The sequence below is a fragment of the Micromonospora vinacea genome, assembly GCF_015751785.1.
Classification (GTDB): Bacteria; Actinomycetota; Actinomycetes; order Mycobacteriales; family Micromonosporaceae; genus Micromonospora; species Micromonospora vinacea.
Genome location: NZ_JADOTY010000001.1, coordinates 7,284,288 through 7,310,293 on the forward strand (window position 1 = coordinate 7,284,288; position 26,006 = coordinate 7,310,293).

Below are 26,006 nucleotides of genomic sequence, written 5' to 3' on the forward strand. Positions count from 1 at the left end.
TGGGGCGTCAGCGCGACGCGGCTGGCGGGCGCAGGCCGTCCAGGGCCACGCCGAGCACCCGGTCACGCTGCTCGGGTGATGGGAACTGGGCCATGGTGAGGCCACTGATCAGCCGCACCACGTCGTCGAAGCCGATGTCGTCACGGACCACACCGGCGGACTGCGCGCGACGCATCAGCGGCTCACCGGCCGAGAAGATCTCCGTGCGGCAGCTGGTGAAGATCTCGGAGTCTCGCAGCAACTGCTCGGCGAGCGCCCGCTTGGTGGCGACGTACGCGACGAAGCGGTGCAGCCAGGCGACGAGCGCGTCCCACGGTGGCAGCTCGGCCAGACCTTCGGCGGAGTGGCACAGCTCCCGGACCTCCTCGACGTAGACGGCCTCGAACAGGTGCCGCCGGGTCGGGAAGTTGCGGTAGAGCGTGCCGATGCCCACGCCGGCCCGACGGGCCACGTCCTCCAGGGAGGCGGCAGCCCCGTTCTCGGCGAACGCCTCGCGCGCCGCCGTGATCAGGGCGTCGTAGTTACGCCGCGCGTCGGCCCGCTTGGGCCGCTGGGCGAAGACCTCGGGCGCCTGCCCCGCGCTGGTCATGACGTGCGTCACCTCACCCTGGTTGCATCCGGAGGCACCCCTCCGCTAGCTTAGTGGAGGCACCCCTCCGGAATCCCGGAGGCCTGCCTCCGGTTAGCTTACCTCGGGACCCCGCCCGATCGCCGCCTGGCCACCCCGATCGCCCGGGCCCGACAAACCACCCGTCGCAGACGACGGGCGACAAGCCTTCATTCCCGTACGTAATCAGGGAGTTTTCTCTCGTGGCAGTGACCTCCCGACGCGGCTCGCGTCGGCTCACCTTCACCGTGCTCGCGGCCGGCGCCGGGTTCTTCGCGATGCTCCAGTCGCTGATCACCCCAGTGCTGCCGACCATCCAGCAGGACCTGCACACCTCCCAGAACACAGTGACCTGGGTCCTGACCGCCTACCTGCTCAGCGCGTCGATCTTCACCCCGATCCTCGGACGCGTCGGCGACATGGTCGGCAAGGAGCGGATGCTCGTCGTCTCGCTCGCCGCCCTCGCCCTCGGCTGCCTGCTGGCCGCCATCGCGCCGAACATCGGCGTCCTCATCCTCGCCCGGGTCGTCCAGGGCATCGGCGGAGCGGTCTTCCCGCTGTCGTTCGGCATCATCCGCGACGAGTTCCCGGCCGCACGGGTCTCCACCGCGGTGGCCGCCATCTCGGCCATCGTCGCCGTCGGCGGTGGCCTGGGCATCGTGCTGGCCGGCCCGATCGTCAGCACGCTGGACTACCGCTGGCTGTTCTGGATCCCGATGGTCGTGGTCGGGCTGACCGCCGTGGCCGCGCACCTGTTCGTGCCCGAGTCGCCGGTCCGTACCCCCGGTCGGATCGACTGGCGCGCCACACTGCTGCTCTCCGGTTGGCTGGTCGCGCTGCTGCTGCCGATCAGCCAGGGCGCCACCTGGGGCTGGACCTCCACCCGGGTGCTCGGTCTGCTAGCGCTGGCCGTGGTGCTGCTGGCCGGTTGGCTGGTCGCCGAGGTGCGCTCGGCCAACCCGCTGATCGACATGCGGATGATGCGCCTGCCCGGCGTCTGGACCACCAACCTGGTCGCCCTGCTCTACGGCGCGTCGATGTTCTCCGTGTACGCGTTCCTTCCCCAGTTCCTGCAGACCCCGACCATCGCCGGCTACGGCTTCGGCGCCAGCATCAGCCAGGCCGGTCTGCTCATGCTGCCGATGCTCGTCGCGATGTTCGTCGCCGGCCTCGTCGCCGGGCGGCTCCAGGCGGTCTTCAGCGCCAAGGCGCAGCTCGCCACCGGCGCCACGTTCAACGTGGCCGCCTCCGCGATGCTCGCCACCGCGCACGACACCCGTTGGGAGGTCGCCATCGCCGGTGGCCTGGTCGGCCTCGGCATCGGCCTGGCCTTCGCGTCGATGGCCAACCTGATCGTCGCCAGCGTGCCCGCCAGCCAGACCGGCGTGGCGACCGGCATGAACGCCAACATCCGCACCATCGGCGGCGCGATCGGCGCCGCCGTGGTCAGCGGCGTGATCACCGCGCACCCGCAGGCCAACGGCCTGCCCCGGGAGGCCGGCTTCACCATGGGGTTTCTCGTCCTCACGGCGATCGCCCTGGCCGCCGCGCTCGCGGCCCTCGCCGTCCCGTCCACCCGGCGGGCGTCGGCCGGTCGCCGGCCGTCCGCCACGACGATCGTCGAGTCGGAGCTAGCCGGCGAGTTCGCCACCATGCCAGCGACCCGCTGAGGGAACGTGTCGCAGCCCGGGCGGTTCACCGCCCGGGCTGCGGCATGTCCAGGAGTACGCTGGCCGCTCCCCCACCCACCGTCCGTCGTCTTTCAGGATGCGCCCATGTCCGAGTTGCTGACCGCCGACCGCATCGAAGAGATCGGCTCCCTGGGCCTCAAGAGCCCCGACCCGGCCGCGCTCGTCGCCGAACTGGTGGGCGCCGTCGACGAGGGGCGGGTCGCGGACCCCGACGACACCGGGTACGCCCTGCTGGTCGCCGTGGACATCCTGGAGCAGGCCGGCGACCTGGCCGACGCGCTCGCCCTGGCCACCCGCGCCATCGCCGAGCAGCCGGACGACAACGCGTACGCCCGCGCGGTGCGCGGCGGTCTGCTGCTGCGCCTCGGCCGCTCCGACGAGGGCATGGCCGAGCTGACCGCACTGCGTCCGCTGCTGGAGACCGACCCAGCGGCCACGTACGTGATCGACGAGCTGGCCGAGTCCGGCCGCACCGACACGGCGCTGGAGTGGCTCACCGGGGCACTGGACGCCATCCTGGAACGGACCCGGACCCAGCAGCACGCGTCCGAGGACGCCCAGGACGAGGCCGCCGCCATGATCTACGGCCTGGCCCAGCAGCGGCACGACCTGCGCGAAGAGCAGGGCCTCCCCCACGACGAATACGACAACCTCGCCGACCGGCTGCGCGCCGCGAGCACCCACGCGCTCGACGCCCTCGACGACGGCCCGGCGACGCTGCTGTTCTGGCCGCAGGCGGAGTTCACCGCCCTGCTGCTGCGCTGGCCCGCTCTCGTCGACAGCTACCCCGCCACCTGGGACGAGCACCGCACCCAGCTCGAACGCGCCCTCGTCGAGGCTTCCGGGATCGGCGGCGCCGACCTGGGGGTGGTCGTCGGCACGGTCGCCGACCTGGCGGCCTTCGCCGAACGCACCGGAGGTGACCCCACCAGCGAGGAAACCCTCGACGAGTACGCCGACAGCCTCGACGAGGCCGGCGTGACCGCCTGGCCGCCCGGCCGCAACGACACCTGCTGGTGCGGATCCGGCGCCAAGTACAAGAAGTGCTGCCTACCCCGCTCGCGCGGCTGACCCTCCCCCGCCGGCTCGGTCCCTGCGGCCCCGGGAGGCCATGTCCCTGGAGAGCCTGATGCCTGTGAGTCATCAAGATGACTCACAGGCATCACGTTCGACCACAACCGCCAGCACCCTCTTGAGCGCCGGCCGGCGCATAAGGCCCGCGTATGATCGACACCCCGTTCGACCGTCCGGGCTCGACGATGGAGGCGATGGCGTGACCACACACGAGCAGCACGAGACGGTCGAGGACAGCCCGGTCGGCTGGGTCGCCAGCCACATCCGGCGCTACGTGCGGACCGACGGCGCCGACGGGGGCACCTTCCACGGCGTACCCTCGCTGCTGCTCACCACCCGCGGACGCCGATCGGGCACGCTGCGCCGCACGGCCCTGATGTACGGGCGCGACGGCGACAACTACCTGCTGGTGGCATCCAACGGCGGCGCGGCCAAACACCCCGCCTGGTACCTGAACCTGAACGCCGACCCGACGGTGGAGATCCAGGTCGGCGCGGAGCGGATCACGGGTCAGGCCCGGACCGCGACCGGCGAGGAGCGCGCCCGGCTGTGGCCGGTGATGACGAAGGTCTTCCCAACGTACGCCCGTTACGCGAAGGAGACCGACCGCGAGATCCCGGTCGTCGTCATCGAAGGCGATTGATGTCCCTCATGGCTGCTGAGGGCTAGGGTGACGGCAGGTAAGCACCCCACTCCGGCAAGGAGGACCGTCGTGCGCCGCATCATCACCACCATCGCACTGCTCGGGCTGTCACTCTCCGTCGTACTGGCACCGACGCCGGCCAGCGCGGCTAGCAGCGTAGAAGTCACCTCAGCGACCCTTGTCGCGCGCGGCGTCGCCGTGGACATCACCCTCACCGTGACCTGCCCAGCCGGCCTGTCCGGCGCGACGGAGCTGATCGTCCGGCAGCGGTCGGGCGACAGGGTCGCCTACGCGGGCGGTTGGGCGCCCCTCAACAGCTGCACCGGCGAGCCGCAGGCCGTGACCGGGCGAGCATGGGTGGAGGGCGGCGGGCTGGTCCTGCACAAGGGTGTCGCACTGATCAGCGGCGGATTCGAACTGTGCAACCAGGACGTCTGCGACTACCCGACCTTCGAGCAGACGTTCCGCATCACCCGCTGAGAGCGGCCGACCCATTGCCGCTGACCGCCGACGGGGGAATCCGATGATCAAGTGATGAGAAGTAGGTCAGACCCACTTCCGAAACCTACTTTTCATCACCTGATCACTGCCTCCGGAGCGAACAGCCGAACCTGGCCGCGGTGATCGGATCAGGCACGCCTGTCAGCCGGCCGCCTCAATCGCGGCCTCCACCTTGTCCAGGTAGTTGAACCACCACTCCCCCTCATCGGGCTGAGAGGCTGTGGCGAGGAGATTGGCTGCGACAACGAATACGACACTCACGCCGCTCGCAGTGTTCGCAAGTCGTGGCAGCTTGCCCGTCGTCACCGCGGACAGGACGGCATGTACGTCCTGTGCGGAGACCTCGGCCCATCGTTCCTGCTGACCGATGTTGCGAGAGATCTCGTTGATCTCGTGGGTTGAAGGCAGGCCATCGTGGACCTCGAACAGAACAGCGGCGTTCACGGCCAGCGTCAGCTCGACCGCCTTGGTCAACGTCTCCTGACTGACACTCAAGGCGTCCAAGGCGCTGTCGAATCTGTCGGAGTCACGGTGAACAGCAGCATCCAGGACAGCTCTGACCTGAGCCTCTACCTGCTCATTGATCTTCACGGCCCGGCCCTCCGTCTCGGTGCTTCGCTCTCCACGCCTTAAAAGATCCGGCTGCGGCAGCAGCAGCCAGCAGAGTACCCGCAACCGCCTTGACGGTCGTTGGCAAGAATTCCTGGAAACTCGCGTACGCCGCAGCCGTGGCCGAGGTCCACCACCCGATCGACTCGCTGCTGAGGTGCTGGCGGCGCGGTGCCGGCGGCGCTGCCTGGTTTCGGTTCGTTCTATGGAGCCGTCGAGGGACCGCAGACCTGATGACTGGTTTCACCGTCAAGGGTGGTTGGTGGATTGCGCTGCCACCACCCGTGGTCAGTTTCCCAGCGCTCGGACCTTGGCGATCGTCTCCTGCACATGCTGCTTGGCCGGGTCGCCACCCTGGGACGCCTGCGCGAGCGCCTGACGGTAAGAGTCGATCATGCCGACCAGCGGACCAGCGGCTACGCCTTCCAGCGCGCCCGCAACGAGTGCCCGCGCCTCGGCCGCGTCCTGTGCTGCCGCTGCGGTCTTGGCCTTCGCCTCGTCCAGCTTCTGCGACGCCGCCGCCAACCTCGCGATGATCTGTGCTGCGCTCACGCGCACCTCCCCGTGATCGACCATCGCCTCCACCACAGCGGAGACCACATGGGAGCGTACGAGATTCGCGCACCCAGCGCGACCGCGTGATCGCTCTCTCGTCACGACGAGAGCAGCAGATCCCTCAAACTCAAGCCACTTAGGGGACCGCAACTGCTCAATGCTCAGCGACAAAGACACCCAGCCCGTGAACGCCTTCGACAAGGCCTTGGGTCTGTAGGACGAGAATCGCCTGCCGCACCACGCCAGCCGAGACGTTGTGCTCAACACGAAGCTGGGAGGTGGATGGCAGCTTGTCACCTGGGGCGAGTTCACCGGACGCGATCTGCTCTCGGATATGGTCCGCGAGCTGCGCCCATTTGGGCTTGGCGGGCATGTCGTCTCCCTGGTCTGCACCGCCATTTGATCACACCCAACTACTCAGTACAAGAACGGACTAGTCTGTCGTTGACTTGTACAGACTAGTGTGACAAAGTTCGAATCGACCGGCTCCCTGGTCTGCAAACCCGGAGCTGGTTCGTTCCCACCGCGCAGGAAGCGCCCGGTCGTCGGTCCCCCCGTTCGGCCGGGCGTGCCGGGGCGTGCCCGCACGCCGCCCCGACGCAAGAGCCGTGAGCAGCTAGGAGACGACCAGACGGGAGCCCCCGATGCCCGATCGACCCGACGAATGCCCCGCCGACCCACCAGCCCAAGCTTTACCCGAGCAACGCCATCGCCTCGTGTCCGATCAGGACGTCGAGGACGCCGACGACGTCCTCTTTGCCCATCCGCCCCGCGTGGTCCGTCGCTGGTTGTGCGAGTGCGGCGTCGACTACCCCTGTGCCGATGTGCGCTTCGCCCTGCTGGTCAAGTCCAGTGCCGAGGCGGGCGAATGAGCACCGATGCCGTGGACGACCTGCGGACCGCCTGGCTGGCGACCATCTCCGCTGCCGATCGGGCGGGCGCGCAGTTGCACGGGGCGGGGCCGCCCGGTCGGCCGTTGCCCTGGCAGGACGCGGTCACGGAGTGCTGGCGGGCGTTGAGTCTGGTCTACGCCGGCTTGGCCGCCGATCGGCAGTCACCGGGAGGCTCGGTCGGGGACCTGCTCGCCGGTTTGCACGCCGCTCGGTTCGACGCGGACCGGGCCGCCACTCTGGCCGCTCGGGTCCGCTGGCGGCTAGGCGCGACCGAGGACCGGCTGCGGCGTACCCGGGAAGTGGCGGACGTGGTCGCGGCCCGGCACCTCGCGGCGGCGATCACCCGGTTGGACCTGGTCGTTGCCCGGCTCGCGGTCGGCGGTCGCCGGATCGAGCGTTCGGTGGCGGCACTGACCGGCCATTCGGTGGCGGCACCGCCCGCGCTGCCCCAGCCCACCAGCCGCGACAACGCCGCCGACCAAGACAGCGACGCCGATCACGACAGCGACAACGGCAGGGCCAGCGACGCCGGCAGCGCCGAAGTGATCGCTCGCGGCTGCCGGGCGGCGAGCGCGCTGGTGACCCGGCGGCATCGTCTGACCAGGTCACGCGCACACCGGAGAGCACTCACGATGATCAGGAGGCGACGATGGTGACCGACCCGCACGCGGCGTTACGCGGCCTGCTGACCGGGCGGCTGCGCGGCCACGAACGCCGGCTGGGTCGGTTTGCCGAGTCGGACTGGCGGCGGTACGCGGACCTGCTCGCCGGTGCGTTGTTGGTGGCGGTACGGCGGCGGTTCGTCGCGGGGCAGGATCGCGCGCCGGTGATCCGCTTCGTGGCGTCCGCTCGGGAACGCTACGACGCGACCGGGCGCGACGTCGACCCGGTGCTCGCCGAGGCGCTGGTGTGGGCGGCGCTCGGCGAGCGTCCGCCGGTGCCCCACGACGTGGCGGCGATCGTCGCGCGGACGGTGCTGCTGCTCGGCCTGCTCGAAGACGAAGGTCTCACCGACCGCGAACTCGACGACGTTCTCGTGGCCGCCGCACTCGCTGCCGATGACACGGCGCACGATGCGGATCCCCAGCAGGTAGGCGAACCGGCGCGGCAGTGAGCGCAACCGGGTCGAAGATCGACACGGGATAGCTGAAGTCGGGGTATCCCACTGGCGCGGATACCCCGACTTCAATGAAACCGAGTGGATCACGCCCGGCGGCGGCCGGGACAGGCCACAACAGCCCAACTACGCCGACGGCGGGCCGTTCTGTGCCCGGGTGATCAGATCGTGCAACGGCTTGGTGCCGCTGCCGACCATCACGCCGGTCACGACGGCGTCGACCCAGACCGCCACCCCGTTCCAGTCGCCGCCGGCGACCGCGTGCAGAACGTAGAACCCGCCGGCGCTGGACGCCACGGTCGCCAACCCGCTGGCGAGACCCCACGCGACGATGGTGCGGTTGGCCTTTGCCCGCGCGACCTTGGCGGTGGCCACGGCGACCGCCTCGCGGTCGGCCTCGGTGAGGCCGTCGACCCGACCGGTCACGTCGGCCACCGTCCGGGACAGCGCAGCCTCGGCGGCGCGCCCCGGCAGCCACCGCGAGAACGGTTCGAGGATCCGCTCGACAGCTGCGGCGAAGACCAACAGGGTGAGGAAGACGCCAGTGGTGTCCTCGGGCTGGATCTTCGCCGCGGAGGCGCCGCTGCGCCAGATCATCCAGCCGCCGACGGCGCCGACGGCGATCAGCCCGAAGCCCGCGACCACAGCGCCCGGGCCGGCCTGCTGCGATGCGGCGACGACCGACAGCCCTGGCTCGGAGCGAGGCGTCGTGCCTGCGGCAGCATCGGCGTTGACCGGCGAAACGGCAATCCCGCCGCCTGCCGGCATCGGCTCAACCTGGGTGGACGTCTGTCCCTGCAATTCCCTGACCAACCTTTCGACCTACCGCTCGCGAGACGTCGAGGCGTGATGATCCAGACCTCGGCAGGCGGACTGCGCACCGACTGCGCTCGGGGCGCGAGACTACGGCACGGGACCGAACACGGTGGACGGCCGGGAGGTGTGGTGCCCAGCGCCGCAGACTGCGAGGCAAGCGAACACAGTGGAGCAACGGACGACAGACCGTGTTGCCGAGGCTCGGGACCATGCCGGAGCGCGAAGCCTCATAGACTCGGTGGCCGCTGGCAACGGGGGTGACGTGGCGTGACGGCTCAGAGGACAGACACGACATCGGCTGGCAGTGGTCGCCGGGCTCCCGCCATTGGCCTGTCCGGCGGTCTCATCGGGCTGCTCGCCCTCCTGCTCGTCGTCTCCGTCGCGACCGGTGACGGGCAGAGCATCCTCAGCAGCCTCCAGTCATCGTCATCGGCGCCGGGCGCGCCCAACCCGACCCTGGAATCTCGGGCACCTCTCGACCGGGCGTGCATCGCCAGGACCAAGGGCCAGGAAGCGGTGGCGTACTTCCAACGGGACATCCCCGAGGGCCGGTGGGGTGAACCGGTGCGCGGCACCGCCTCGGCGGCCAGTGAGCCGTACGTGCTGTGGCTCTTCGACGCTCAGTGCGAACCGCACCGGGCGGTCGAGGTGCCAGCACGGACCAGTCGGACGTTCAAGGCCCAGCTGGGTCAGGTCTGGTACTACGCCGAAGCGTCGGCGGGGCGGCCCGTCGACGGCTGCGCCTGCCGCGTCTTCAGCCCTTCGAACAGCGGCGCCGAGCAGAGGTTCAGCGACGCCGGCAGCATCACCTACCACCTGGACTAGCCGGTCGGCCCGAGCCGGCCAGCCGCACCGTCAGCGCAGGCCGCGCACCATCAGCAGGTACGCGCAGTAGGCCATCGGCACCAGCAGGAAGCAGATCAGGAACCCGAGCGGCAGGTATCGCGGCGGGGTGCCGGCGACCATCGCGGGCCGCCCCCACCGGCCCAGCACCAGGTACCCACCGAAGAACGCCACGGCCGGCAACCCCGCGCAGATCCACGCGCCGAGGGTGAACCCGTCCACCAGGCCGACCCCGGAAGCGAGCACCAGGATCAGCACGAGCACCCCGGCGGCGGCCCCGCACCCGGCGTAGACGGCTACCGCGCGGGCCAGCGGCGACCACGTCGGGAGCAGCGCGGGCCGCTGGGCCAGCAACTCCGCCTGCTGGCCGTGCCGGTCGGCCTCGTCGGCCATCCGCCGGGCCAGCTCCAACTCCACCGCCGGGTCGGCCGCCGCCGAGCGCTGCGCGGGCACCCCGCCGCCCGCCGGGCTCACCGCCGTCGGCAGCGCCAGCCGCGCCTCCCCCGCCGGCAGCTGGGGGTACGCCCCGACGTCCGCCCGCCCCGGCGCGCCGGCTGCGCCGGCGGGTCCGCCGTCCCCGGATCCGGGTGGGGTGGGAGGAGGGGCCGGGGCAGGAGGTGGTTGGTCGATGCCGATGGCTCGGCCGAGCTGGTCGAGGCGCTGCCCCTGGGCGCTCAGCCGCTGCTGGAGGTAGTCGACGGCGGCGTGCAGGTCGCGGCGGCGCGCGGACTCGGCGGCGGCGTGCTGTTCCCCGGCGCGGTGCTGCGCGGAGAGTTGTCGGGCCAGCGCCGCGTACTCCTCGAAGGACACCGTCACCGCTCCCCGTCCGGCTCGGGCCCGTCGCCGACGAACGGGACGATCAGCCGGGTGCGCTGGTCGTGCCGGTCGATCAGCAGCGCCCGGTCGGGGCGGGGCGTGTAGGTCAGGTCGTGCGCTCCGAGGTGCAGGGCCAGCTCGGCGCCGGGCACGTTGAGCGCGACCAGGCAGGCGACGTCGTCGCGGTTCTGCGTGCCGCCGAGGTCGTCGGCGAGCCGGCGCAGCCCCCGCCACCAGCCGAGTAGGTGCACCCCGTGCCCGGGGCCCTGGCGCAGGACGGTCCGTAGGTCGTCCAGGCCGGAGCGGAAGGTGCCGGGGTCGGTGGCCCCGAGAACGGGCGCGGCGGCGTCCATGCCGAACACCACCAGGTATTCGCGGCCGGCGGGCTCGGCGGCCAGCGCGGTGATCCGGTCGCGCAGCCCGGCCGCGTCGAGGCGCTGCACCGGGTGCCCGGCGGCCCGCAGCAGCGTCTCGGTGTCGTCGGCGACCGGGTCGGCGACGGTGACCAGGCAGGCAATGTGGAACCGGGCGTCGCCGGGGGTGTGCTGTCGGGCCAGGCTGATCGTCGCGGCGCGCAGCACGTCCGCGCCGGTCGGTGCGGTGCCCACCACGGCGAGGTGCCGGCCGGGCGTGGTGTCCATCAGGAACAGAGCGGTGGTGCCGTGCACGTCGACGGTTCGGCCGACCAGGGCCATCGGCCGTCGGCCACCGGGGCGCAACCCGGCGAAGGTCGGGTCGTCCTCGATCCGTGCGGCCTCGTACCCCTTGAAGACCGCCGGTGCTTGCGAGCCCGGCGGGCGGGCCTGCCACAGCTCGTGGCGTAAGGCGGCGAGGTCCGCCGCGGCGGCGTGCGCGTCGGGGAAGCGCAGCACGGTGTCGGCGCCGACCGCGCCGGCGGCGGTGTTGACCACGGCCGAGCCGACCGGCAGGGCCGCGGCGGCGGCGTTGAGCTGGTCGAGCACTCCGCCACCGCCGGGCAGCGCCACCCGCAACGCGAACTGCCCGAAGATCGCCTCGGCCCGCCCGTAGAGGGCTTCGATGCCGGTCATGCTCTGGCTGGCGAGCACCAGGTGGATGCCGTACGAGCGGCCCTTGCGGGCCAACTCCTCCAGCAGGTCGACGGACTCGCGGGCCAGCGTGTCGTTGCCGGCGAGCAGCACGTGGAACTCGTCGATGACTGTCACGATGCGCGGCAGCGGATTGTCAGGGGGCAGGTCGGCGAGCTTGGTGACGCCGTGCCGTTTGAGTGCGGTGGCCCGGCGTTGCGCCTCCCGACGCAGCTCGCGCAGCACGGCGAGACCGTACTCGCGGTCGGACTCGATGCCGACGGCACGGGCGTGCGGCAGCCAGGACGGGTCCCGGCCGGTGGGCACGAACTCGGTGAAGCTCACGCCCTCCTTGAAGTCGAGCAGGTAGAGCTGCAACTCGGCCGGCGAGTAGCGGGCGGCCAGCCCGTAGAGGACGTCGAGCAGGAAGACGGTCTTGCCGGCGCCGGTGCGCCCGCCGACCAGCCAGTGCGGGGTGGCGTCGTCGAAGGCGAGCGTCAGCGCGGCGCCGTCGGCCCGGCCGATCACCGTCCGCAGGCCGTTGCCGGCGGACTCGGCCCAGCGCCGTTCGGGCAGCAGGTCGGTGAAGGGCAACGCGTCGGCGCGACGGGTGGCGGTGCCGAGGTGCTCGGCGAGCGCGCGTACCGAGGCGGGCGGCGGGTCGCCGTCGAGCAGGACGGGCGCGGCGAGCCCGCTGCCGTCGGCGCTGAACGGGGTGCCGGGCGGGTCGCCGACGTGCGCGTACCCCTGGTTGAGCCGCACCGCTGTGGTGCCGCCCAGCGGCGGCGCGGTCTCGCCGGGCAGCCGGGACGGGTGGCCGGCGAGCAGCACGCACACGGCGGCGGCCGGGCCGGCGTGGGTGAGCGCGGCGAGCCGGGCCAGCTCGCGCGGCGGCGGCGCGGCGGTGGCGACCACCACCAACAGGCGACGGGCGGCGGGCTGACCGTGTTGCGCGGCGCGGGCGTGCTGCTCGGCGGCGTCCAGCAGCGCGGCCACCTCGGCGTCGCTGGTGGCCGGCGGGTCGAGCACCCCGGCGTCGAGCAGTGGGCGCAGCGGGCCGAAGGTGGCGCCGAGCGCGGCGGTGTCGATGCCGGCGACGCGGACCTGACCGGGCGGCGCGGTGGCGACCAGCCGCAGCACCAGCGCCCGCAGCAGCCCGGCGACCTGCGGGTCGCGGGCGTCGGTGTCCACTGCCAGGTGGTGGCCGCCGCCGAGCGGGACCAGCACCGGAAAGGCGCCGTCCGCTGTGGACGCCTCGCCGATCCGCACCGCTGTCGGCTCGTCGGTCAGCGGTGTGACGCCCGGGGCGGGGGTGGCCAGGGCAGCGCCGAGGCGGGCGAGGCCGGTCACCAGGTCGTCGCCGACCGGCGCGGCGGCGGTCGGTGCCGCCCCCAGTGCGTTGCGGGCAGTGTCCAGATGCGCCCGAGCCGCCCGGTGGGAGCTGACCGCCTGCCCGTACGCCGACGCGAGCCTGCCCACCCTCTGCCCCCAACGCCACGGCCGCCTGGTCCCAGGAACCCTAACGGACACCGGCGGCACCCGGACAGTCCTGCGAGGACGTGTCACGCCGGACGGGTCAGGCGGGGCCGCACGCCGCCGGACCGGACGCGTCGGCCGCCCCGCAGCGGAACACCTCCACCGGCGCCCTCGCCACGTCGGGCACCTGCTCCACCCGCATCAGGGCCAGCCGCTTGTCGACCGGCTCCCCCGAGTCGGGCGTGAACCGGATCAGCCCGGCCACCCCCGGGTAGCCCTGCCCGGCGTTCTGCCGGAGCACCTCGGCGTGCACGCCCACCGGGTTGACCGAATCCGGCTCCCATCGTTGCCGGGGGTTGGCGTGGTGCAGCCGGGCGGCGAGGCTCTCCACAGCCCGGACCAGCATCATCGACGCGTCGTAGGAGAGACTGACCCGCTCGCCGACCTGCTCCTCCGAGCCCGGCCGGCAGCGCGGCGGGTCGAGCAGGTCGTCGGCCTGGATCCAGGACAGGAAGCTGGCCCGGGCGTCGTCGTCGCGCCGGTCCTGGGCGGCCCGCAGCACCGCGCAGGTGGCCAGGGACGCCTTGGAGACGTACGTGACAGGCAGGTTGCCGGGCGCGGCGGCGCGCAGCCCCGGGTTGGCCATGTACCGGTTGGCCGAGTCATCGGCGACGAGATGTCGGGGCGGGTTGCCGCCGCACTCGCGCAGCGCCCGCAGGAAACCGTCGAACTCGGACCATCGACCCGCGTAGAAGAGCAGCCCCGGGTAGCCGCACTCGTCGGTCAGCCGCTGCCCGGTGCGCCACTCGTCGAGGCGGGTGATCCGGGGGCCGAACTGTTGTCGGAGCCCGTCGACGAGGGTGCCCACGTAGAGATCTTCGGTGAGGGAGCTGCCCTCCAGTGTGGTGTAGAAAACGTGCGCCTCGTTGACCTTCAGCACCTGCTTGGCGTACGCGTCGACAAGCTTCACCTGGTCCTTGTTCGGCGCGGAGATCTGCAGGTAGAGGCGGGAGTTGGCGTCCATCTTGTCCGCGGAGAGGGTGGGCGCCAGCACCGGCAGCCCGACCTGGTTCAGCTCGCGCAGCGCGCGGGCGGTGCTGCTGCGGCTCTCCACCAGCCCGACCACCCCGAGCACAGTGGGGTCGTCCCGGGCCAGTTCGGCGAGCATCGCCACGGCCCGGTCGGCGTAGATCATCTGCCGGCCACCGTTGGCAACCACGATGCGCAACAGCGCCGCGCCGTCCGCGCCGGCCGACTCCTTCAGCAACGCGTACTGGGCGGTGGCCATCCCCTCGAGCTCCTCGCGCTCGGAGACGTACGACTCCTCGTCCGCGCGGGTCCGGTTGCCGGTGAGGGTGCCGAGGTAGACCAGGGTGAGGAAGGGCCGTCGTCGGTCGCTGCGCTGCCAGACCTCCTCGGCGGCGCGGTTCTGCGCGAAGATGCGCTCCTGGACGGTGCGCAGCCGATCCTGGCCGGGGTCGTTGTTGAACACCTGCGCGGCGCTGTCGCTGTAGCCGACACACTCACCGCTGCCGACCACCTCGACCGACACCTGGCCGGTGAGGGTGGGGTGACACCCCGGCCCCCACCGGCTGGCCACCCACAGACCGAGCGCCGCCACCAGCACCAGGCACAGCGCCGCCGGCAGGAAACGCCGCGACCACCACGGCGGATCCGGCGCGGAGAAGGGCCGCAGCCCGCCACGGGACGGTGGGCCGGCGTCGGTCTCGTCCGGACGCAACGCCACCAGCCAGGTGGCCGGGCGGCGCAGCCGCCGCATCTCCGGCAGCGCACCGGCCCACTCGTCGTACGCCTCGTCGGCCTCCGTCAACGGGTGCGGCTCGGGCAGGTCCGGAGGGGGTTGCCCACCGGACGCGACGATCAGCAGCGGGTCGTTGCGGCCGGTCTCGGTGCGGACGTCGCCGATCAGGCGGACCAGTTCCCCACCGACGTTGCCGGGGGCGACGTTGTCGATCAGCAGCGCCGGGTACGCGGTGCGCCGCCAGTCCGACGGACGCCACGGCCGACGCCGGTACGCCTGCCGCAGGTCCTCCAGGAACGCGTGCAGCAGCAGCTTGTTGACCTGGTCGGGTTGTTCCCCGTCGCGCCAGCCCGCGGTGAGGCGCTCGGCGAAGCCGAGGAAGGTGACCGACTGCCGGTGCGCCAGGTACTGCTGGCGCATGAACCAGTTGTAGTGCCGCCCGAGCACCGGCACCCGCCCGGAGACGGCAGCCCGGAAGACCACCCCCGGCACGGCCCGTCGGACCAGCCAGAGCAGCACCTGCGAGACGATGCTGACGGCGTCGCCGCCGGAGGGCAACGCCTCCGGCGTACGCGGGCCCCTGCGGTCGCGCAGCCGGCGGACCAGCGCGGCGCGGCTGTCGTCGGCGTCGATGCTCAGGCTGAGGCTCTGCTGCATCAGCCAGTCGGCGAGCGGGTAGTGCCGGAAGCGCAGTCGGGCCGCGCCGAAGGCCTCCAGGGAGAGTTGCCGGTGCAGTTCGCGCAGCAGCGCCGGCACGTCCCCGGCGCCGGGCGGCACGTCGGCGTCCAGCACGGCGTGCGGGACCCGCCGCCGGGGGCCCTGGCCGAGGAACCGGCGCAGCGGCACCATCAGATCCGCGGTGTCGGAGCGGACCAGCCACAGCAGTGGCAGCCGGCGGTCACCGCGATGGGGTCGCCGCAGCAGCCGGGCGAGCAGCGCGAACAACTCCAAACCGCCGGCTGGCAGCCGCTCCCGGCCCGCTGTCGACTGCCGTTGGCCGATCAACTCCCGCTTGGGTAACTCCGAGCGCCGCACGTGTCACCTCCGATCAACACAGTGTGACCTTGCGGTGCAAGGCACGCCAGAGGCTGACGATCGGCGATGGGTGTGGCGGGCCGGCGACGTTCACAGTTGTCGATTAGGTTGGCGTGGCGAACACCCGATGGAGGGAGTCCACCCCGTGCGACGAGTCCTCACGGCGGCCACCACCGCCCTGACCCTCACCACCGCCGGCACCATGCTCGCCGGCACCCCCGGCCAGGCCGCCCCGACGGCCTGGGGCCGTCCGGTCGTCTCCGCCGCGCCGCAACCCGGCGCGCCCGGACTGGGCGACAGCTACTTCCCCGACTACGGCAACGGCGGGTACGACGTCGAGCACTACGACGTCCGGCTGCGCTACGAGCCGGCCACCGATCTGCTCACCGGCACCACCACCATCCTCGCCACCGCCACCCAGGACCTCTCGACGTTCAATCTGGACTTCCTGCTCGACGTGGAGTCGGTGCGGGTCAACGGCTGGGCGGCGAGCACCAGCACCGCCGGGGCGCACGAGCTGGTGGTCACTCCGGCCCGCACGGTGACCCGTGGTCAACAGCTCACCATCGTCGTGCGCTACTCCGGTGTCCCGTCGGAAGCCCTGGTCAACGGTTACACCGGCTGGACGCGTACCGACGACGGCGCCCTCGCCGTCAACGAGCCCGAGTCGGCGTGGTGGTGGTTCCCGAGCAACGACCACCCGCTGGACAAGGCCACCTACGACATCTCGGTGTCGGTGCCCACCGGCGTCGAGGTGATCAGCAACGGCGTGCAGCCGAGACCGCCGCTGGCCGAGGCCGGCAACCGCACCCGGTGGATCTGGCGGACCACCTCCCCCACCGCCACCTACCTGGCCTTCATGGCCATCGGCCAGTACGACATCGTCACCGACACCAGCCCGAGCGGCCAGCCGGTGATCAACGCGTACAGCACCTCGCTGGGCGCCCTCGGGCCGGCCGCGCGGGCCAGCATCGAACGGACCGCCGAGATCGTCGACTGGGAGAGCGGGATCTTCGGCCCGTACCCGTTCGAGGCGCAGGGCGGCGTGGCCGGGCCGGTCGACGGCATCAGCTTCGCCCTGGAGACGCAGACCCGACCGGTGTACGGGCCGGGCTTCTGGCGACGCGGCGCCAACACCTACGTGGTGACGCACGAGCTGGCCCACCAGTGGTTCGGCGACTCGGTCTCGGTGGCCGACTGGCGCAACATCTGGCTCAACGAGGGCTTCGCCTCGTACGCCGAGTGGCTCTGGTCGGAGGAGCAGGGCGAGGGCACCGCCCAGGAGGTCTTCGACTTCACCTACGCCAGCTACCCGGCCGACGACGAGTTCTGGCAGGTGCTGCCCGGTGACCCGGGCGCCGCTCGGGTCTTCGACAACGCCGTCTACGACCGGGGCGCGATGACCCTGCACCAGCTGCGGCTGGCCGTCGGCGACGACGCGTTCTTCGAGATCCTGCCGACCTGGACCGCCGAGCGCCGGTACGGCAACGGCACCATCGAGCAGTTCCAGGCCCTGGCCGAGCGGATCTCCGGACTGGACCTGGACGAGCTCTTCACCACCTGGCTGTTCACCGCCGGTCGGCCCGACGTGGCCACCACCGCCCGCAAGGCCGCCCCGCCGACCGAGCCCAAGTCCTGGGCGAAGATCCGCGAGGCCCACCACCTGATGTCGCACTAGAGGCAGGCCAGCACCGACGAGGGGCCGTCGCTGACGCGGCGGCCCCTTCCGTCGGTGCTCGCTGGTCTTGCCGGAGCAAACTCAGCCGCCATCATCACTGCGACCCGGGGGGGTCCCGCCCTTGCACGTCCTTTGCTCTGCTTCAACGGACGCAACATCGGTTGTCCGAATATCGGACGTGCGGCGTTGCCTGGGTTGAAGCAGAGCAAAGGACGTGAGGACGTACAGCGGTCGCTGGCCTACCGACGGGGCCGTCGCCAGCAGCGGGGGCGGTGCCAGCGCGGAACAGCGTGCGCAGATCGGGCAGAGGTCGGATGGCTCAGGACGTCGGCGTCGCCGCATCGGCCGTGCTCGCCTCGATGGCGCGGATGTGCCGGTACGCGAACCAGAGCGGCGGGAACGCCCCGACCGCGAAGGACAGGTCGACGAGCGTCCAGAACCAGGGGATGTCCCGGATCGGGCCGCAGATCAGCGCCAGCGGGACGATGCCCGCGCAGGCGATCATGCCGACCTGCACCACCCAGACGTTGCGTACCGGGTCACGCAGCGGCCCCCAGAACGCCACCGCCAGCACCAGGTGGGCGAAGGCCAGCCAGTCGGTGCCGTAGAGCAGGAACGGGTAGTCCTCGCCGGCCGTCACGAGCCCGGTGTGCACCCGCTCGATCCAGGCGACCAGCGCGGGCAGCTGGCCGGCGAGCGGGTCCAGTGCGCGCAGCAGCCAGCGCACCTCGATCTCCAGCGGAAACGCTGTGACACCGCTCAGGAAGAGCCCGATCAGCACGATCCACAGCCATCGGCGGGTTCGCCGTAGGCGTTCCTCGATCTCCATGATCGCAGCGTAACGATGATCTTCGTGTCGCCCTGTCCCGCAAGCGGGCCGCCGAGGGGTGACAGCTGTCTCAGCGGTTCGCCGTCGGCCCGGCGGTGGCCAACTCCCTGAGCCGGACCGGTCCCGGGCGAGCCGCACCGGCGTGGGCGGGCGCGATGACACAGACCGCGCCGGTGGGCCGGACGATGCGGGCGGCCCGGAACGCCGCCCGTCGTACCGGATGACGGGGTCGCGGCACGACCAGCGCGAGGGTCGCCACGCGGTCACGCTGCCGGTCCAGGGCGACGCCGGCCGCCGTCGTGGCGATCGCCGCGGCGGCTCCGGCGAGGACGAGCGTCTGCCGGGGGCCGGCGTGTTCGGCGAGCCAGCCGAGCAGCGGGGCGCCGACCGCGGCGGAGACCGAGCCGGTGACCGCCAGGGCGGCGAGCACCCGGCCTCGCATCGCGCCGTCGGTGTCGAGCTGGGCGCGGGTGCCGACCGTGGTGTCGATCACCACTGCGGCGGCGGCGATCGGCAGGATCACCGCGGCGAAGCTCCAGGTGCCCGGTGCGAGGCCGGCGACGATCTGCAACCCGCTGGCGAGCAGGCCCGCGACGACAAGCGTCCGGTAGCCCAGGGATCGCCGCCGGGCTGCGACGAGCGCACCCACCACCGTTCCGACAGCGAACACTGTCGAGAGCAAGCCGTACCCGGAGGCGCCGCCGTGCAGTGGACCGTCGCTCATCGCGGCCATGGTCACCTGGTAGTTGCGGCCCAGGCTGCCGAGCACGAACGACAGGGCGAGCGCGAGGAGCAGCACCGGCTGCCCGCGCAGGTAGGCGAACCCGGCCCGGACACCGCCCCGGTTCGGTCCGCCGTCCGGGACCGGAAGACCGGGCACGACTCCCGGGCGTACGGCGAACAGCGCCACCACCACGGCGGCGAAGCTGGCCGCGTTGATGCCGAAGAGCAGGGCGGGGCCGACGGCGGCCACCACCACGGCACCGAGGCTCATGCCGAGGATGCGGCCGGCGGAGTTGGTGAGCGAGCCGAGCGCCAGGGCGTTGCCCAGCGTCTCCCGGTCGACGAGGCTGGCGGCCCAGCGGCCCATCACCGGGCCTTCGATCGCCGAGACGGCACCGGTGGCCAGGGAGATCGCGAAGATCAGCGGCAGGCCGCCGACCCCGGTCAGGGCGACCGCCGCCAGTCCGGCGGCGAGCGCCGCGTGGGCGACCTGGGCGGCGATCAGCAGCGGGCGGGCCGGCAGTCGGTCGGCCAGCACACCGCCCCAGACGCTGAGCAGCAACGTGGGCGCCGCCTGGAGCAGCACGGCGAAGCCCATGGAGGTCGCCGAGCCGGTCTCCTTCAGGACGTACCAGTTGACCCCGAGGACCTGCATCCAGGTGCCGATGACGGAGACGAAGCCGGCGAGCGCCCAGATCCGGTAGTTGCGGTGGCGCAACGCGGCGAAGGTGGCACCTCTGGCCACGACGACCCTCCAACGATCGGCAGCATGATCATTCACACCGATCGCGGCGCGGTTCGGCAGTCAGCCAGTCTTGCCGACTTAAACCTCTTTGCCCACTTTTGTGAGCGGCTTCACCAGCGGGAATGCCCGGTCGGCGCGGCAGCGGTAGCTGCCGCACCGACCGGACGCCCGCGACTCAGCGAGCGGCGAGGGCCTGCGCGGTCGGGCCGACCGGGGCCGGCAACGCGCCAACACCGCCCAGATAGCCGTGGATGGCGGCGGCGGCGGCCCGCCCCTCGGCGATGGCCCAGACGATCAGCGAGGCTCCCCGGTGCATGTCACCGGCCACGAACACCCCGTCGGCCTCGGTCTGCCAGCCCTCGTTGGCGTCGATGGCGCCCCGAGGGTTGCGGGCCACGCCGAACTGGGCCAGCAGCGGCTGCTGCTCGGTGCCCTCGAAGCCGATCGCCAGCAGCACCAGATCGGCCGGCAGCTCCCGCTCGGAACCCGGCACCACTGTGACGACCCGGCGGCCGTCGCGCTTCTCCACTGTCACCTCGGCGATCCGCACCGCCCGCACCTGACCGGTGCCGTCGTCCACGAACTCCTGCACCGCCACTGCGAAGACCCGCTCGCCACCCTCCTCGTGCGCCGGGTAGCTGCGCAACACCCACGGCCAGGTCGGCCAGGGGTCGCGTGCCTCGTCGCGTTCCTGCGGCGGCTGCGGGTACAGGTCGAGCTGGTGCACGCCTGCGGCGCCCTGGCGGTGCGCGACACCGAGACAGTCGGCCGCCGTGTCACCGCCGCCGATGATCACCACGTGCTTGCCGGCCGCGTCGATCGGGGTGCCGTCCGGCAACACCGCCGGCGCCAGCCGACGCTCACCGGTGGCCACCACGCCGGCCTGGTCGGTGGCCGCGGTGGCGACCGCGCGATTCGCCGCGACCAGGTGCGCCATCGCCTGGTGTACGCCCCGAAGCGCCCGCCCCGGGGTCTCCGGGGTGTCCCGGCCCTGCAACGCCCCAGCCGCCAGCAACACCGCGTCGTGCTCGGCGCGCAACTGCTCGGCGGTGACGTCCACCCCGACGTTCACGCCGGTGCGGAAGCGCACCCCCTCGGCGGTGAGCTGGGCCAACCGGGCATCGATGTGCCGCTTCTCCAACTTGAAGTCGGGGATGCCGTACCGGAGCAGGCCACCGATCGCGTCGTCGCGTTCGTACACAGTCACCGCGTGACCGGCGCGGGCCAGCTGCTGGGCGGCGGCGAGGCCGGCGGGCCCGGAACCGACGACGGCGACCGACCGGCCCGACGGCGCCGGCACCGGGCGGGGGGTGAACCCCCGCGCCGCGGCGGCGTCGGCGATCTCCACCTCGACCTGCTTGATGGTCACCGGTTGACCACCGGAGATGCCGAGCACGCACGCCGCCTCGCAGGGCGCCGGGCAGAGCCGGCCGGTGAACTCCGGGAAGTTGTTGGTGGCGTGCAGCGACTCCACCGCGGCGTCCCAGTTGCCGGTACGCACGAGGTCGTTCCAGTCCGGGATGCGGTTGCCCAGCGGGCAGCCGTCGTGGCAGAACGGGATGCCGCAGTCCATGCATCGGGTGGCCTGCTCACGGACCAGTTCCTCACCGGCCGGCGGGTACACCTCCCGCCAGTCGCTGATCCGCACCGGCACCGGGCGGCGGGCCGGCAGCCGCCGGTCGTAGCGCAGGAAACCGTTCGGGTCAGGCACGTGCCACCTCCTGGGCAGCCACCCGCGGGGCGGGCGGCACCGGCATCGCCGGCACAGCGGGTGCGGTCAGTTCTGTCATGACCGCGTCGTCGACGTCGCGGCCGGCGGCTTCGGCGGCCCGCATGATCTCCAGCACCCGGCGGTAGTCGCGGGGTACCACCGCCGTGAACTCGGCGACCGCCTCCGGCCACCGCTTGAGCAGCTCCTCGGCGACCGCCGACCCGGTCTCGGCCACGTGCCGCTGGACCAGCTCGTGCAGGAGCGACTGCTCCTGCTCGCCCAGCGGCATCAGGTCGACCAGCTCCGCGTTGACCCGGGCCCGGTCCAGGTGGTGCACGAACGCCGTGCCGCCGGACATGCCGGCCGCGAAGTTCCGGCCGGTCGCGCCGAGCACCACCACCGTGCCGCCGGTCATGTACTCGCAGCCATGGTCGCCGACGCCCTCGACCACGGCGATCGCGCCCGAGTTGCGGACCGCGAACCGCTCCCCCACCCGGCCGCGCAGGAAGACCTCGCCCGCCGTGGCCCCGTACAGGATGGTGTTGCCGGCGATGATCTGATCCTCGGCCCGCTGGCCCGGCTCGGCGTCCGGGTCGAGGAACGGGGCCGCAGCGTCGGGACGGACGATGAGCCGGCCCCCGGAGAGGCCCTTGCCCACGTAGTCGTTGGCGTCGCCGTGCAGGCGCAGGGTCACCCCGCGCGGCAGGAACGCCCCGAACGACTGCCCAGCCGTGCCGTGCAGCACGAACTCGATGGTGTCCTCGGGAAGGCCGGCGCCACCGAAGCGACGGGTCACCTCACCGCCGAGCATCGCGCCGACGCTGCGGTGCTCGTTGCGCACCGCCACCTCGACCCGCACCGGCGCCCCCTCCTCCAGGGCCGGACGGGCCAGCGCGATCAGCTCGTTGTCGAGCGCCTGTTCCAGGCCGTGATCCTGCGCGCGGACCCCGCGTCGGGCCGCACCCGCGGGCAGCTCCGGCAGGTGCAGGACGGGCGCCAGGTCCAACCCGTGCGCCTTCCAGTGCGTCACCGCCGGGACCACGTCGAGCACCTCGGACTGCCCGATCGCCTCCTCGATCGACCGGAAGCCCAACTCGGCCAGGTAACCCCGGACCTCCTCGGCGAGGAAGAGGAAGAAGTTCTCCACGAACTCCGGCTTGCCGGTGAAGCGTTCCCGCAGCACCGGGTTCTGGGTGGCGATGCCGACCGGGCAGGTGTCCAGGTGGCAGACCCGCATCATCACGCAGCCCTCGACGATCAGCGGCGCGGTCGCGAAGCCGAACTCCTCCGCGCCGAGCAGCGCCGCGATCAGCACGTCCCGGCCGGTCTTGAGCTGGCCGTCGACCTGCACCGTGACCCGGTCGCGCAGCTTGTTGAGCAACAGCGTCTGCTGCGCCTCGGCCAGCCCCAGCTCCCAGGGGGTGCCGGCGTGCTTGAGCGAGTTCATCGGGGAGGCACCAGTGCCGCCGTCGTGGCCGGAGATCAGGATGACGTCCGCCTTGAGCTTCGCCACACCGGCGGCGACGGTGCCGACGCCGACCTCGCTGACCAGCTTGACGTGCACCCGGGCAGCCGGGTTGACGCACTTCAGGTCGTGGACGAGCTGGGCGAGGTCCTCGATGGAGTAGATGTCGTGGTGCGGCGGCGGGGAGATCAGACCCACGCCGGGAGTGGCGTGCCGGGTCCGGGCGATCCACGGCCAGACCTTGTTGCCGGGCAGCTGACCGCCCTCGCCCGGCTTGGCGCCCTGGGCCATCTTGATCTGGAGGTCGTCGGCGTTGACCAGATATTCGCTTGTCACACCGAACCGGCCGCTGGCGATCTGCTTGACCGCCGAACGACGCGCCGGGTCGTGCAACCGCTCGACGTCCTCGCCGCCCTCACCGGTGTTGGACTTGCCGCCGAGCCGGTTCATGGCGATGGCGAGCGTCTCGTGCGCCTCCGCGGAGATCGACCCGTACGACATGGCGCCGGTGGCGAACCGCTTGACGATCTCGGTGGCCGGCTCGACCTCCTCGATCGGCACCGCCGGCCGGACCCCCGTGCGCAGTGTGAACAGCCCGCGCAGCGAGCCGGCCTGCGCGGCGAGCGCGTCGACCTTGGCGGTGTACTGCCGGAAGACGTCGTACTGCCGGCTGCGGGTCGCGTGTTGCAGCAGGAAGACCGTCTCCGGGTTGAACAGGTGCAGCTCACCCTCGCGGCGCCACTGGTACTCGCCACCGACCTCCAACCGGTCGGAGGTGGCGGTGCCGGCCGGGGGCCAGGCCAGCGCGTGCCGGGCGGCCACCTCGGTGTGCACGCCCGCGAGACCCACCCCGCCGATACGGCTGGGGGTGCCCCGGAAGTAGCGCTCGACCAGCCGGCTGTCCAGGCCGACCGCCTCGAAGACCTGCGCACCGCAGTACGAGGAGACAGTCGAGATGCCCATCTTGGACATGATCTTCAGGACGCCCTTGCCGAGCGCCTTCGCGTAGTTGCGCACCGCCGCGGCGGGCTCCACCCCGGCCAGCGTGCCGGTGGCGATCATGTCCTCCACCGACTCGAATGCCAGGTACGGGTTGACCGCCGCCGCGCCGTAGCCGATCAGCACCGCCGCGTGGTGCACCTCCCGGCAGTCGCCGGACTCGACGATCAGCGCCGCCTGCGTACGCGTCTGCTCACGAACCAGGTGCTGGTGCACGGCGGCGGTGAGCAGCAGCGACGGGATCGGCGCCAGGTCGGCGTTGGAGTCCCGGTCGGAGAGCACCAGGATGCGCACGCCGTCCTCGATCGCCTCGGAGACGTGCCGGCAGATCTCGGTCAGCCGTGCCTTGATCCCGGCGGCGCCCTCCCGGATCCGGTACAGCCCGGAGACCCGGACCGCCTTGAAGCCGGGCAGGTCGCCGTCCTCGTCGATGGAGAGGATCTTCGCCAGCTCGTCGTTGTCGAGGATCGGGTGTGGGAGCACGATCTGCCGGCAGCTCGCCGCACCCGGGTCGAGCAGGTTGCCCTCCGGCCCGATCGTCGACGCCAGGCTGGTCACCAGCTCCTCGCGGATGGCGTCCAGCGGGGGGTTGGTGACCTGGGCGAAGAGCTGGTGGAAGTAGTCGTAGAGCAGCCGCGGCCGGGTGGACAGCGGCGAGATCGGGGTGTCCGTGCCCATCGAGCCGAGCGGCTCGGCGCCGGTGCGGGCCATCGGCCCGAGCAGGATCTTCAGCTCCTCCTCGGTGTAGCCGAAGGTCTGCTGCCGGCGGCGTACCGAGTCGTGCGTGTAGACGGTGTGCTCGCGGGCCGGCAGGTCGTTCAGCTCGATCAGCCCGGCGTGCAGCCACTCGCCGTACGGCTGGGCGGCGGCCAACTCGGACTTGATCTCCTCGTCGTGCACGATCCGCCCGGCCACGGTGTCGACCAGGAACATCCGGCCCGGCTGGAGGCGCCCCTTGGCGACAACGTGGGCCGGGTCGAGGTCGAGCACGCCCGCCTCGGAGCCGAGCACCACGAGCCCGTCGTCGGTCTGCCACCAGCGCCCCGGACGCAGCCCGTTGCGGTCCAGCACCGCGCCGACGATCTCGCCGTCGGTGAAGGCCACCGACGCCGGACCGTCCCACGGCTCCATGAGGCTGGCGTGGAAGCGGTAGAAGGCACGCTTGGCCGGATCCATCCCCGGGTCGTTCTCCCAGGCCTCGGGGATCATCATGAGCACCGCGTGCGGCAGGCTCCGCCCGGCCAGGTGCAGCAACTCCAGGACCTCGTCGAAGTTCGCCGAGTCCGAGGCGGCCGGGGTGCAGACCGGGAAGACCCGCCGGATGTTGCCCGGCACGTTCGGCGAGCGCAGCAGCGCCTCGCGGGCCTGCATCCAGTTGCGGTTGCCCCGGATCGTGTTGATCTCGCCGTTGTGGGCGATGAACCGGTACGGGTGCGCCAGCGGCCAGGACGGGAAGGTGTTTGTGGAGAAGCGGGAGTGCACCAGCGCGATGGCGCTGTCCACCCGCTCGTCGCGCAGGTCCGGGTAGAACGCCGGCAACTGGTCGGGCGTGAGCATGCCCTTGTAGACCATGGTGCGGCTGGACAGCGACGGGAAGTACGCCGGGACGCCCCGCTCGGCGGTCTCCCGTTCGGCCTGCTTACGCAGGCAGAACGCCACCCGGTCCAGCTCGATGCCGCGCAGCGGGGAACCGGCCGGCCCGTCGGGCGCGTCGGTCAGGCGGTGCGCGGCCAGGAAGAGCTGCCGGACCCGGGGCATCGCCGCCAGGGCCGTCTCGCCCAGGTCACTCGGGTCGATCGGCACGTCCCGCCAACCGAGCACGTCGGCGCCCTCGACCAGCGCGTACTTCTCGACCACCCGACGGGCACGCGCCTCGGCGACATCGTCGTCGGGAAGGAAGACCAGCCCCGTGGCGTACTCGCCCGCCGGGGGAAGCGCGACGTCAGCCACCGCGCGGAGGAACGCGTCCGGCACCTGGATCATGATGCCCGCGCCGTCGCCGGTGTTCGGCTCCGCGCCGCGGGCGCCCCGGTGGTCCAGCCGACAGAGCGCGCCGAGCCCGTTGGCGACGACCGAGTGTGAACGCCGGCCGTGCAGGTCCGCCACGAAGGCCACGCCGCAGGCATCGTGCTCCTGGGCTGGGTCGTAGAGGCCCTGGGCGGACGGACGGGGGTGGGGCGTCGGGGACGCCTGCGGGCTGTGCGGGTGCGGCTGTTCTGTGTCCGCGTACGGCTGAGCCACCGGGCCTCCTGTCGTCACTCAGGTTGGATCATGGTGGGGACGACGTCGGCCCGTGGGTCTATTGAGTCTACGTTAGGGCCGGGGTCGCACGGCCACCCGAGATTGATCACACCGTCCACTGGCTGGGACGT

At 72.0% G+C, this 26,006-nt stretch carries 21 protein-coding genes; 9 read left to right on the top strand and 12 right to left on the bottom strand.

The genetic code is table 11. The annotated features are described in order from the left end of the window. Window positions 1-7 precede the first annotated feature (7 nt). The gene (locus tag IW249_RS33810; protein WP_196924492.1) at window positions 8-589 is read right to left on the bottom strand and encodes a TetR/AcrR family transcriptional regulator; all 582 of its coding nucleotides are present in this window, start codon (window positions 587-589) and stop codon (window positions 8-10) included. 221 nt (window positions 590-810) lie between these two features. Between IW249_RS33810 and IW249_RS33815 the strand changes: the two genes are divergently transcribed. From IW249_RS33815 to IW249_RS33830, 4 genes are all read left to right on the top strand, one after another. Then, window positions 811-2,277, top strand: a complete 1,467-nt coding sequence (locus IW249_RS33815) for an MFS transporter (protein ID WP_196924494.1) — start codon at window positions 811-813, stop codon at window positions 2,275-2,277. Between the two features lie 105 nt (window positions 2,278-2,382). Beyond that, complete coding sequence (locus tag IW249_RS33820; protein WP_196924496.1) at window positions 2,383-3,369, top strand: SEC-C domain-containing protein; 987 nt, start codon at window positions 2,383-2,385, stop codon at window positions 3,367-3,369. 202 nt (window positions 3,370-3,571) lie between these two features. After that, a complete protein-coding gene (locus tag IW249_RS33825) occupies window positions 3,572-4,015 on the top strand; it encodes a nitroreductase family deazaflavin-dependent oxidoreductase (RefSeq protein WP_307788797.1) in 444 nt (147 codons plus the stop codon). 69 nt (window positions 4,016-4,084) lie between these two features. After that, complete coding sequence (locus tag IW249_RS33830; RefSeq protein WP_196924498.1) at window positions 4,085-4,495, top strand: hypothetical protein; 411 nt, start codon at window positions 4,085-4,087, stop codon at window positions 4,493-4,495. Between the two features lie 162 nt (window positions 4,496-4,657). On the opposite strand, the gene IW249_RS33835 is transcribed toward IW249_RS33830, so the two are convergent. From IW249_RS33835 to IW249_RS33845, 3 genes are all read right to left on the bottom strand, one after another. Continuing rightward, window positions 4,658-5,107 carry a hypothetical protein gene (locus IW249_RS33835; RefSeq protein WP_196924499.1) on the bottom strand — a complete coding sequence of 150 codons (450 nt, stop codon included), beginning with the start codon at window positions 5,105-5,107 and terminating at the stop codon, window positions 4,658-4,660. A gap of 306 nt (window positions 5,108-5,413) precedes the next feature. Beyond that, entirely contained in the window at window positions 5,414-5,725 is a 312-nt protein-coding gene (locus IW249_RS33840) for a DUF6244 family protein (RefSeq protein ID WP_307788798.1), read from the bottom strand. Window positions 5,726-5,834: 109 nt separating this feature from the next. After that, the gene (locus IW249_RS33845) at window positions 5,835-6,053 is read right to left on the bottom strand and encodes a winged helix-turn-helix domain-containing protein (protein ID WP_196924501.1); all 219 of its coding nucleotides are present in this window, start codon (window positions 6,051-6,053) and stop codon (window positions 5,835-5,837) included. 271 nt (window positions 6,054-6,324) lie between these two features. On the opposite strand from IW249_RS33845, the gene IW249_RS33850 reads away from it, so the two are divergent. Genes IW249_RS33850 through IW249_RS33860 form a run of 3 tightly spaced genes read left to right on the top strand, consistent with a single transcriptional unit; the run spans window position 6,325 to window position 7,687 of the window. Continuing rightward, window positions 6,325-6,552, top strand: coding sequence for a hypothetical protein (locus IW249_RS33850; protein WP_196924503.1), 228 nt, complete (start codon window positions 6,325-6,327; stop codon window positions 6,550-6,552). Further along, complete coding sequence (locus IW249_RS33855; protein WP_196924505.1) at window positions 6,549-7,229, top strand: hypothetical protein; 681 nt, start codon at window positions 6,549-6,551, stop codon at window positions 7,227-7,229. The genes IW249_RS33850 and IW249_RS33855 overlap by 4 nt, the downstream gene beginning before the upstream one ends. Beyond that, window positions 7,223-7,687 (top strand): hypothetical protein, encoded by a 465-nt coding sequence (locus IW249_RS33860; RefSeq protein WP_196924507.1) that lies wholly within the window; start codon window positions 7,223-7,225, stop codon window positions 7,685-7,687. The genes IW249_RS33855 and IW249_RS33860 overlap by 7 nt, the downstream gene beginning before the upstream one ends. A gap of 129 nt (window positions 7,688-7,816) precedes the next feature. Here IW249_RS33860 and IW249_RS33865 read toward each other — a convergent pair whose 3' ends face one another. Further along, window positions 7,817-8,458 carry a hypothetical protein gene (locus IW249_RS33865; RefSeq protein WP_196924509.1) on the bottom strand — a complete coding sequence of 214 codons (642 nt, stop codon included), beginning with the start codon at window positions 8,456-8,458 and terminating at the stop codon, window positions 7,817-7,819. A gap of 315 nt (window positions 8,459-8,773) precedes the next feature. Between IW249_RS33865 and IW249_RS33870 the strand changes: the two genes are divergently transcribed. Further along, on the top strand, window positions 8,774-9,331 hold the full coding sequence (locus tag IW249_RS33870) for a hypothetical protein (protein ID WP_196924511.1): 558 nt from the start codon (window positions 8,774-8,776) through the stop codon (window positions 9,329-9,331). A gap of 30 nt (window positions 9,332-9,361) precedes the next feature. Here IW249_RS33870 and IW249_RS34670 read toward each other — a convergent pair whose 3' ends face one another. From IW249_RS34670 to IW249_RS33885, 3 genes are all read right to left on the bottom strand, one after another. Then, window positions 9,362-10,159, bottom strand: coding sequence for a hypothetical protein (locus IW249_RS34670; RefSeq protein ID WP_307788799.1), 798 nt, complete (start codon window positions 10,157-10,159; stop codon window positions 9,362-9,364). Window positions 10,160-10,161: 2 nt separating this feature from the next. Next, window positions 10,162-12,690 carry an FtsK/SpoIIIE domain-containing protein gene (locus IW249_RS33880; protein WP_196924513.1) on the bottom strand — a complete coding sequence of 843 codons (2,529 nt, stop codon included), beginning with the start codon at window positions 12,688-12,690 and terminating at the stop codon, window positions 10,162-10,164. Window positions 12,691-12,787: 97 nt separating this feature from the next. Further along, entirely contained in the window at window positions 12,788-15,484 is a 2,697-nt protein-coding gene (locus IW249_RS33885) for a hypothetical protein (protein ID WP_307788800.1), read from the bottom strand. Window positions 15,485-15,629: 145 nt separating this feature from the next. On the opposite strand from IW249_RS33885, the gene IW249_RS33890 reads away from it, so the two are divergent. Continuing rightward, window positions 15,630-17,162, top strand: coding sequence for a M1 family metallopeptidase (locus tag IW249_RS33890; RefSeq protein ID WP_196924515.1), 1,533 nt, complete (start codon window positions 15,630-15,632; stop codon window positions 17,160-17,162). A 319-nt stretch (window positions 17,163-17,481) separates the two neighbouring features. Here the strand turns inward: IW249_RS33890 and IW249_RS33895 are convergent, their stop codons facing one another. From IW249_RS33895 to gltB, 4 genes are all read right to left on the bottom strand, one after another. Continuing rightward, complete coding sequence (locus IW249_RS33895; RefSeq protein ID WP_196924518.1) at window positions 17,482-17,991, bottom strand: hypothetical protein; 510 nt, start codon at window positions 17,989-17,991, stop codon at window positions 17,482-17,484. Between the two features lie 70 nt (window positions 17,992-18,061). Beyond that, window positions 18,062-19,459, bottom strand: coding sequence for an MFS transporter (locus IW249_RS33900; protein ID WP_196924520.1), 1,398 nt, complete (start codon window positions 19,457-19,459; stop codon window positions 18,062-18,064). A 175-nt stretch (window positions 19,460-19,634) separates the two neighbouring features. Continuing rightward, window positions 19,635-21,170, bottom strand: coding sequence for a glutamate synthase subunit beta (locus IW249_RS33905; protein ID WP_196924522.1), 1,536 nt, complete (start codon window positions 21,168-21,170; stop codon window positions 19,635-19,637). Next, the gene (gltB, locus tag IW249_RS33910; RefSeq protein WP_196924525.1) at window positions 21,163-25,875 is read right to left on the bottom strand and encodes a glutamate synthase large subunit; all 4,713 of its coding nucleotides are present in this window, start codon (window positions 25,873-25,875) and stop codon (window positions 21,163-21,165) included. Before gltB ends, IW249_RS33905 begins: the two co-directional genes overlap by 8 nt. Between the last annotated feature and the right edge of the window lie 131 nt (window positions 25,876-26,006).

What these genes read in the sequence shown, in the direction of transcription:
- IW249_RS33855 (WP_196924505.1), top strand. Translation starts at nt 6,549, where the DNA reads ATGAGCACCGATGCCGTGGACGACCTGCGGACCGCCTGGCTGGCGACC.
- IW249_RS33810 (WP_196924492.1), bottom strand. Translation starts at nt 589, where the DNA reads ATGACCAGCGCGGGGCAGGCGCCCGAGGTCTTCGCCCAGCGGCCCAAG.
- IW249_RS33850 (WP_196924503.1), top strand. Translation starts at nt 6,325, where the DNA reads ATGCCCGATCGACCCGACGAATGCCCCGCCGACCCACCAGCCCAAGCT.
- IW249_RS33845 (WP_196924501.1), bottom strand. Translation starts at nt 6,053, where the DNA reads ATGCCCGCCAAGCCCAAATGGGCGCAGCTCGCGGACCATATCCGAGAG.
- IW249_RS33820 (WP_196924496.1), top strand. Translation starts at nt 2,383, where the DNA reads ATGTCCGAGTTGCTGACCGCCGACCGCATCGAAGAGATCGGCTCCCTG.
- IW249_RS33860 (WP_196924507.1), top strand. Translation starts at nt 7,223, where the DNA reads ATGGTGACCGACCCGCACGCGGCGTTACGCGGCCTGCTGACCGGGCGG.
- IW249_RS33895 (WP_196924518.1), bottom strand. Translation starts at nt 17,991, where the DNA reads ATGGAGATCGAGGAACGCCTACGGCGAACCCGCCGATGGCTGTGGATC.
- IW249_RS33865 (WP_196924509.1), bottom strand. Translation starts at nt 8,458, where the DNA reads ATGCCGGCAGGCGGCGGGATTGCCGTTTCGCCGGTCAACGCCGATGCT.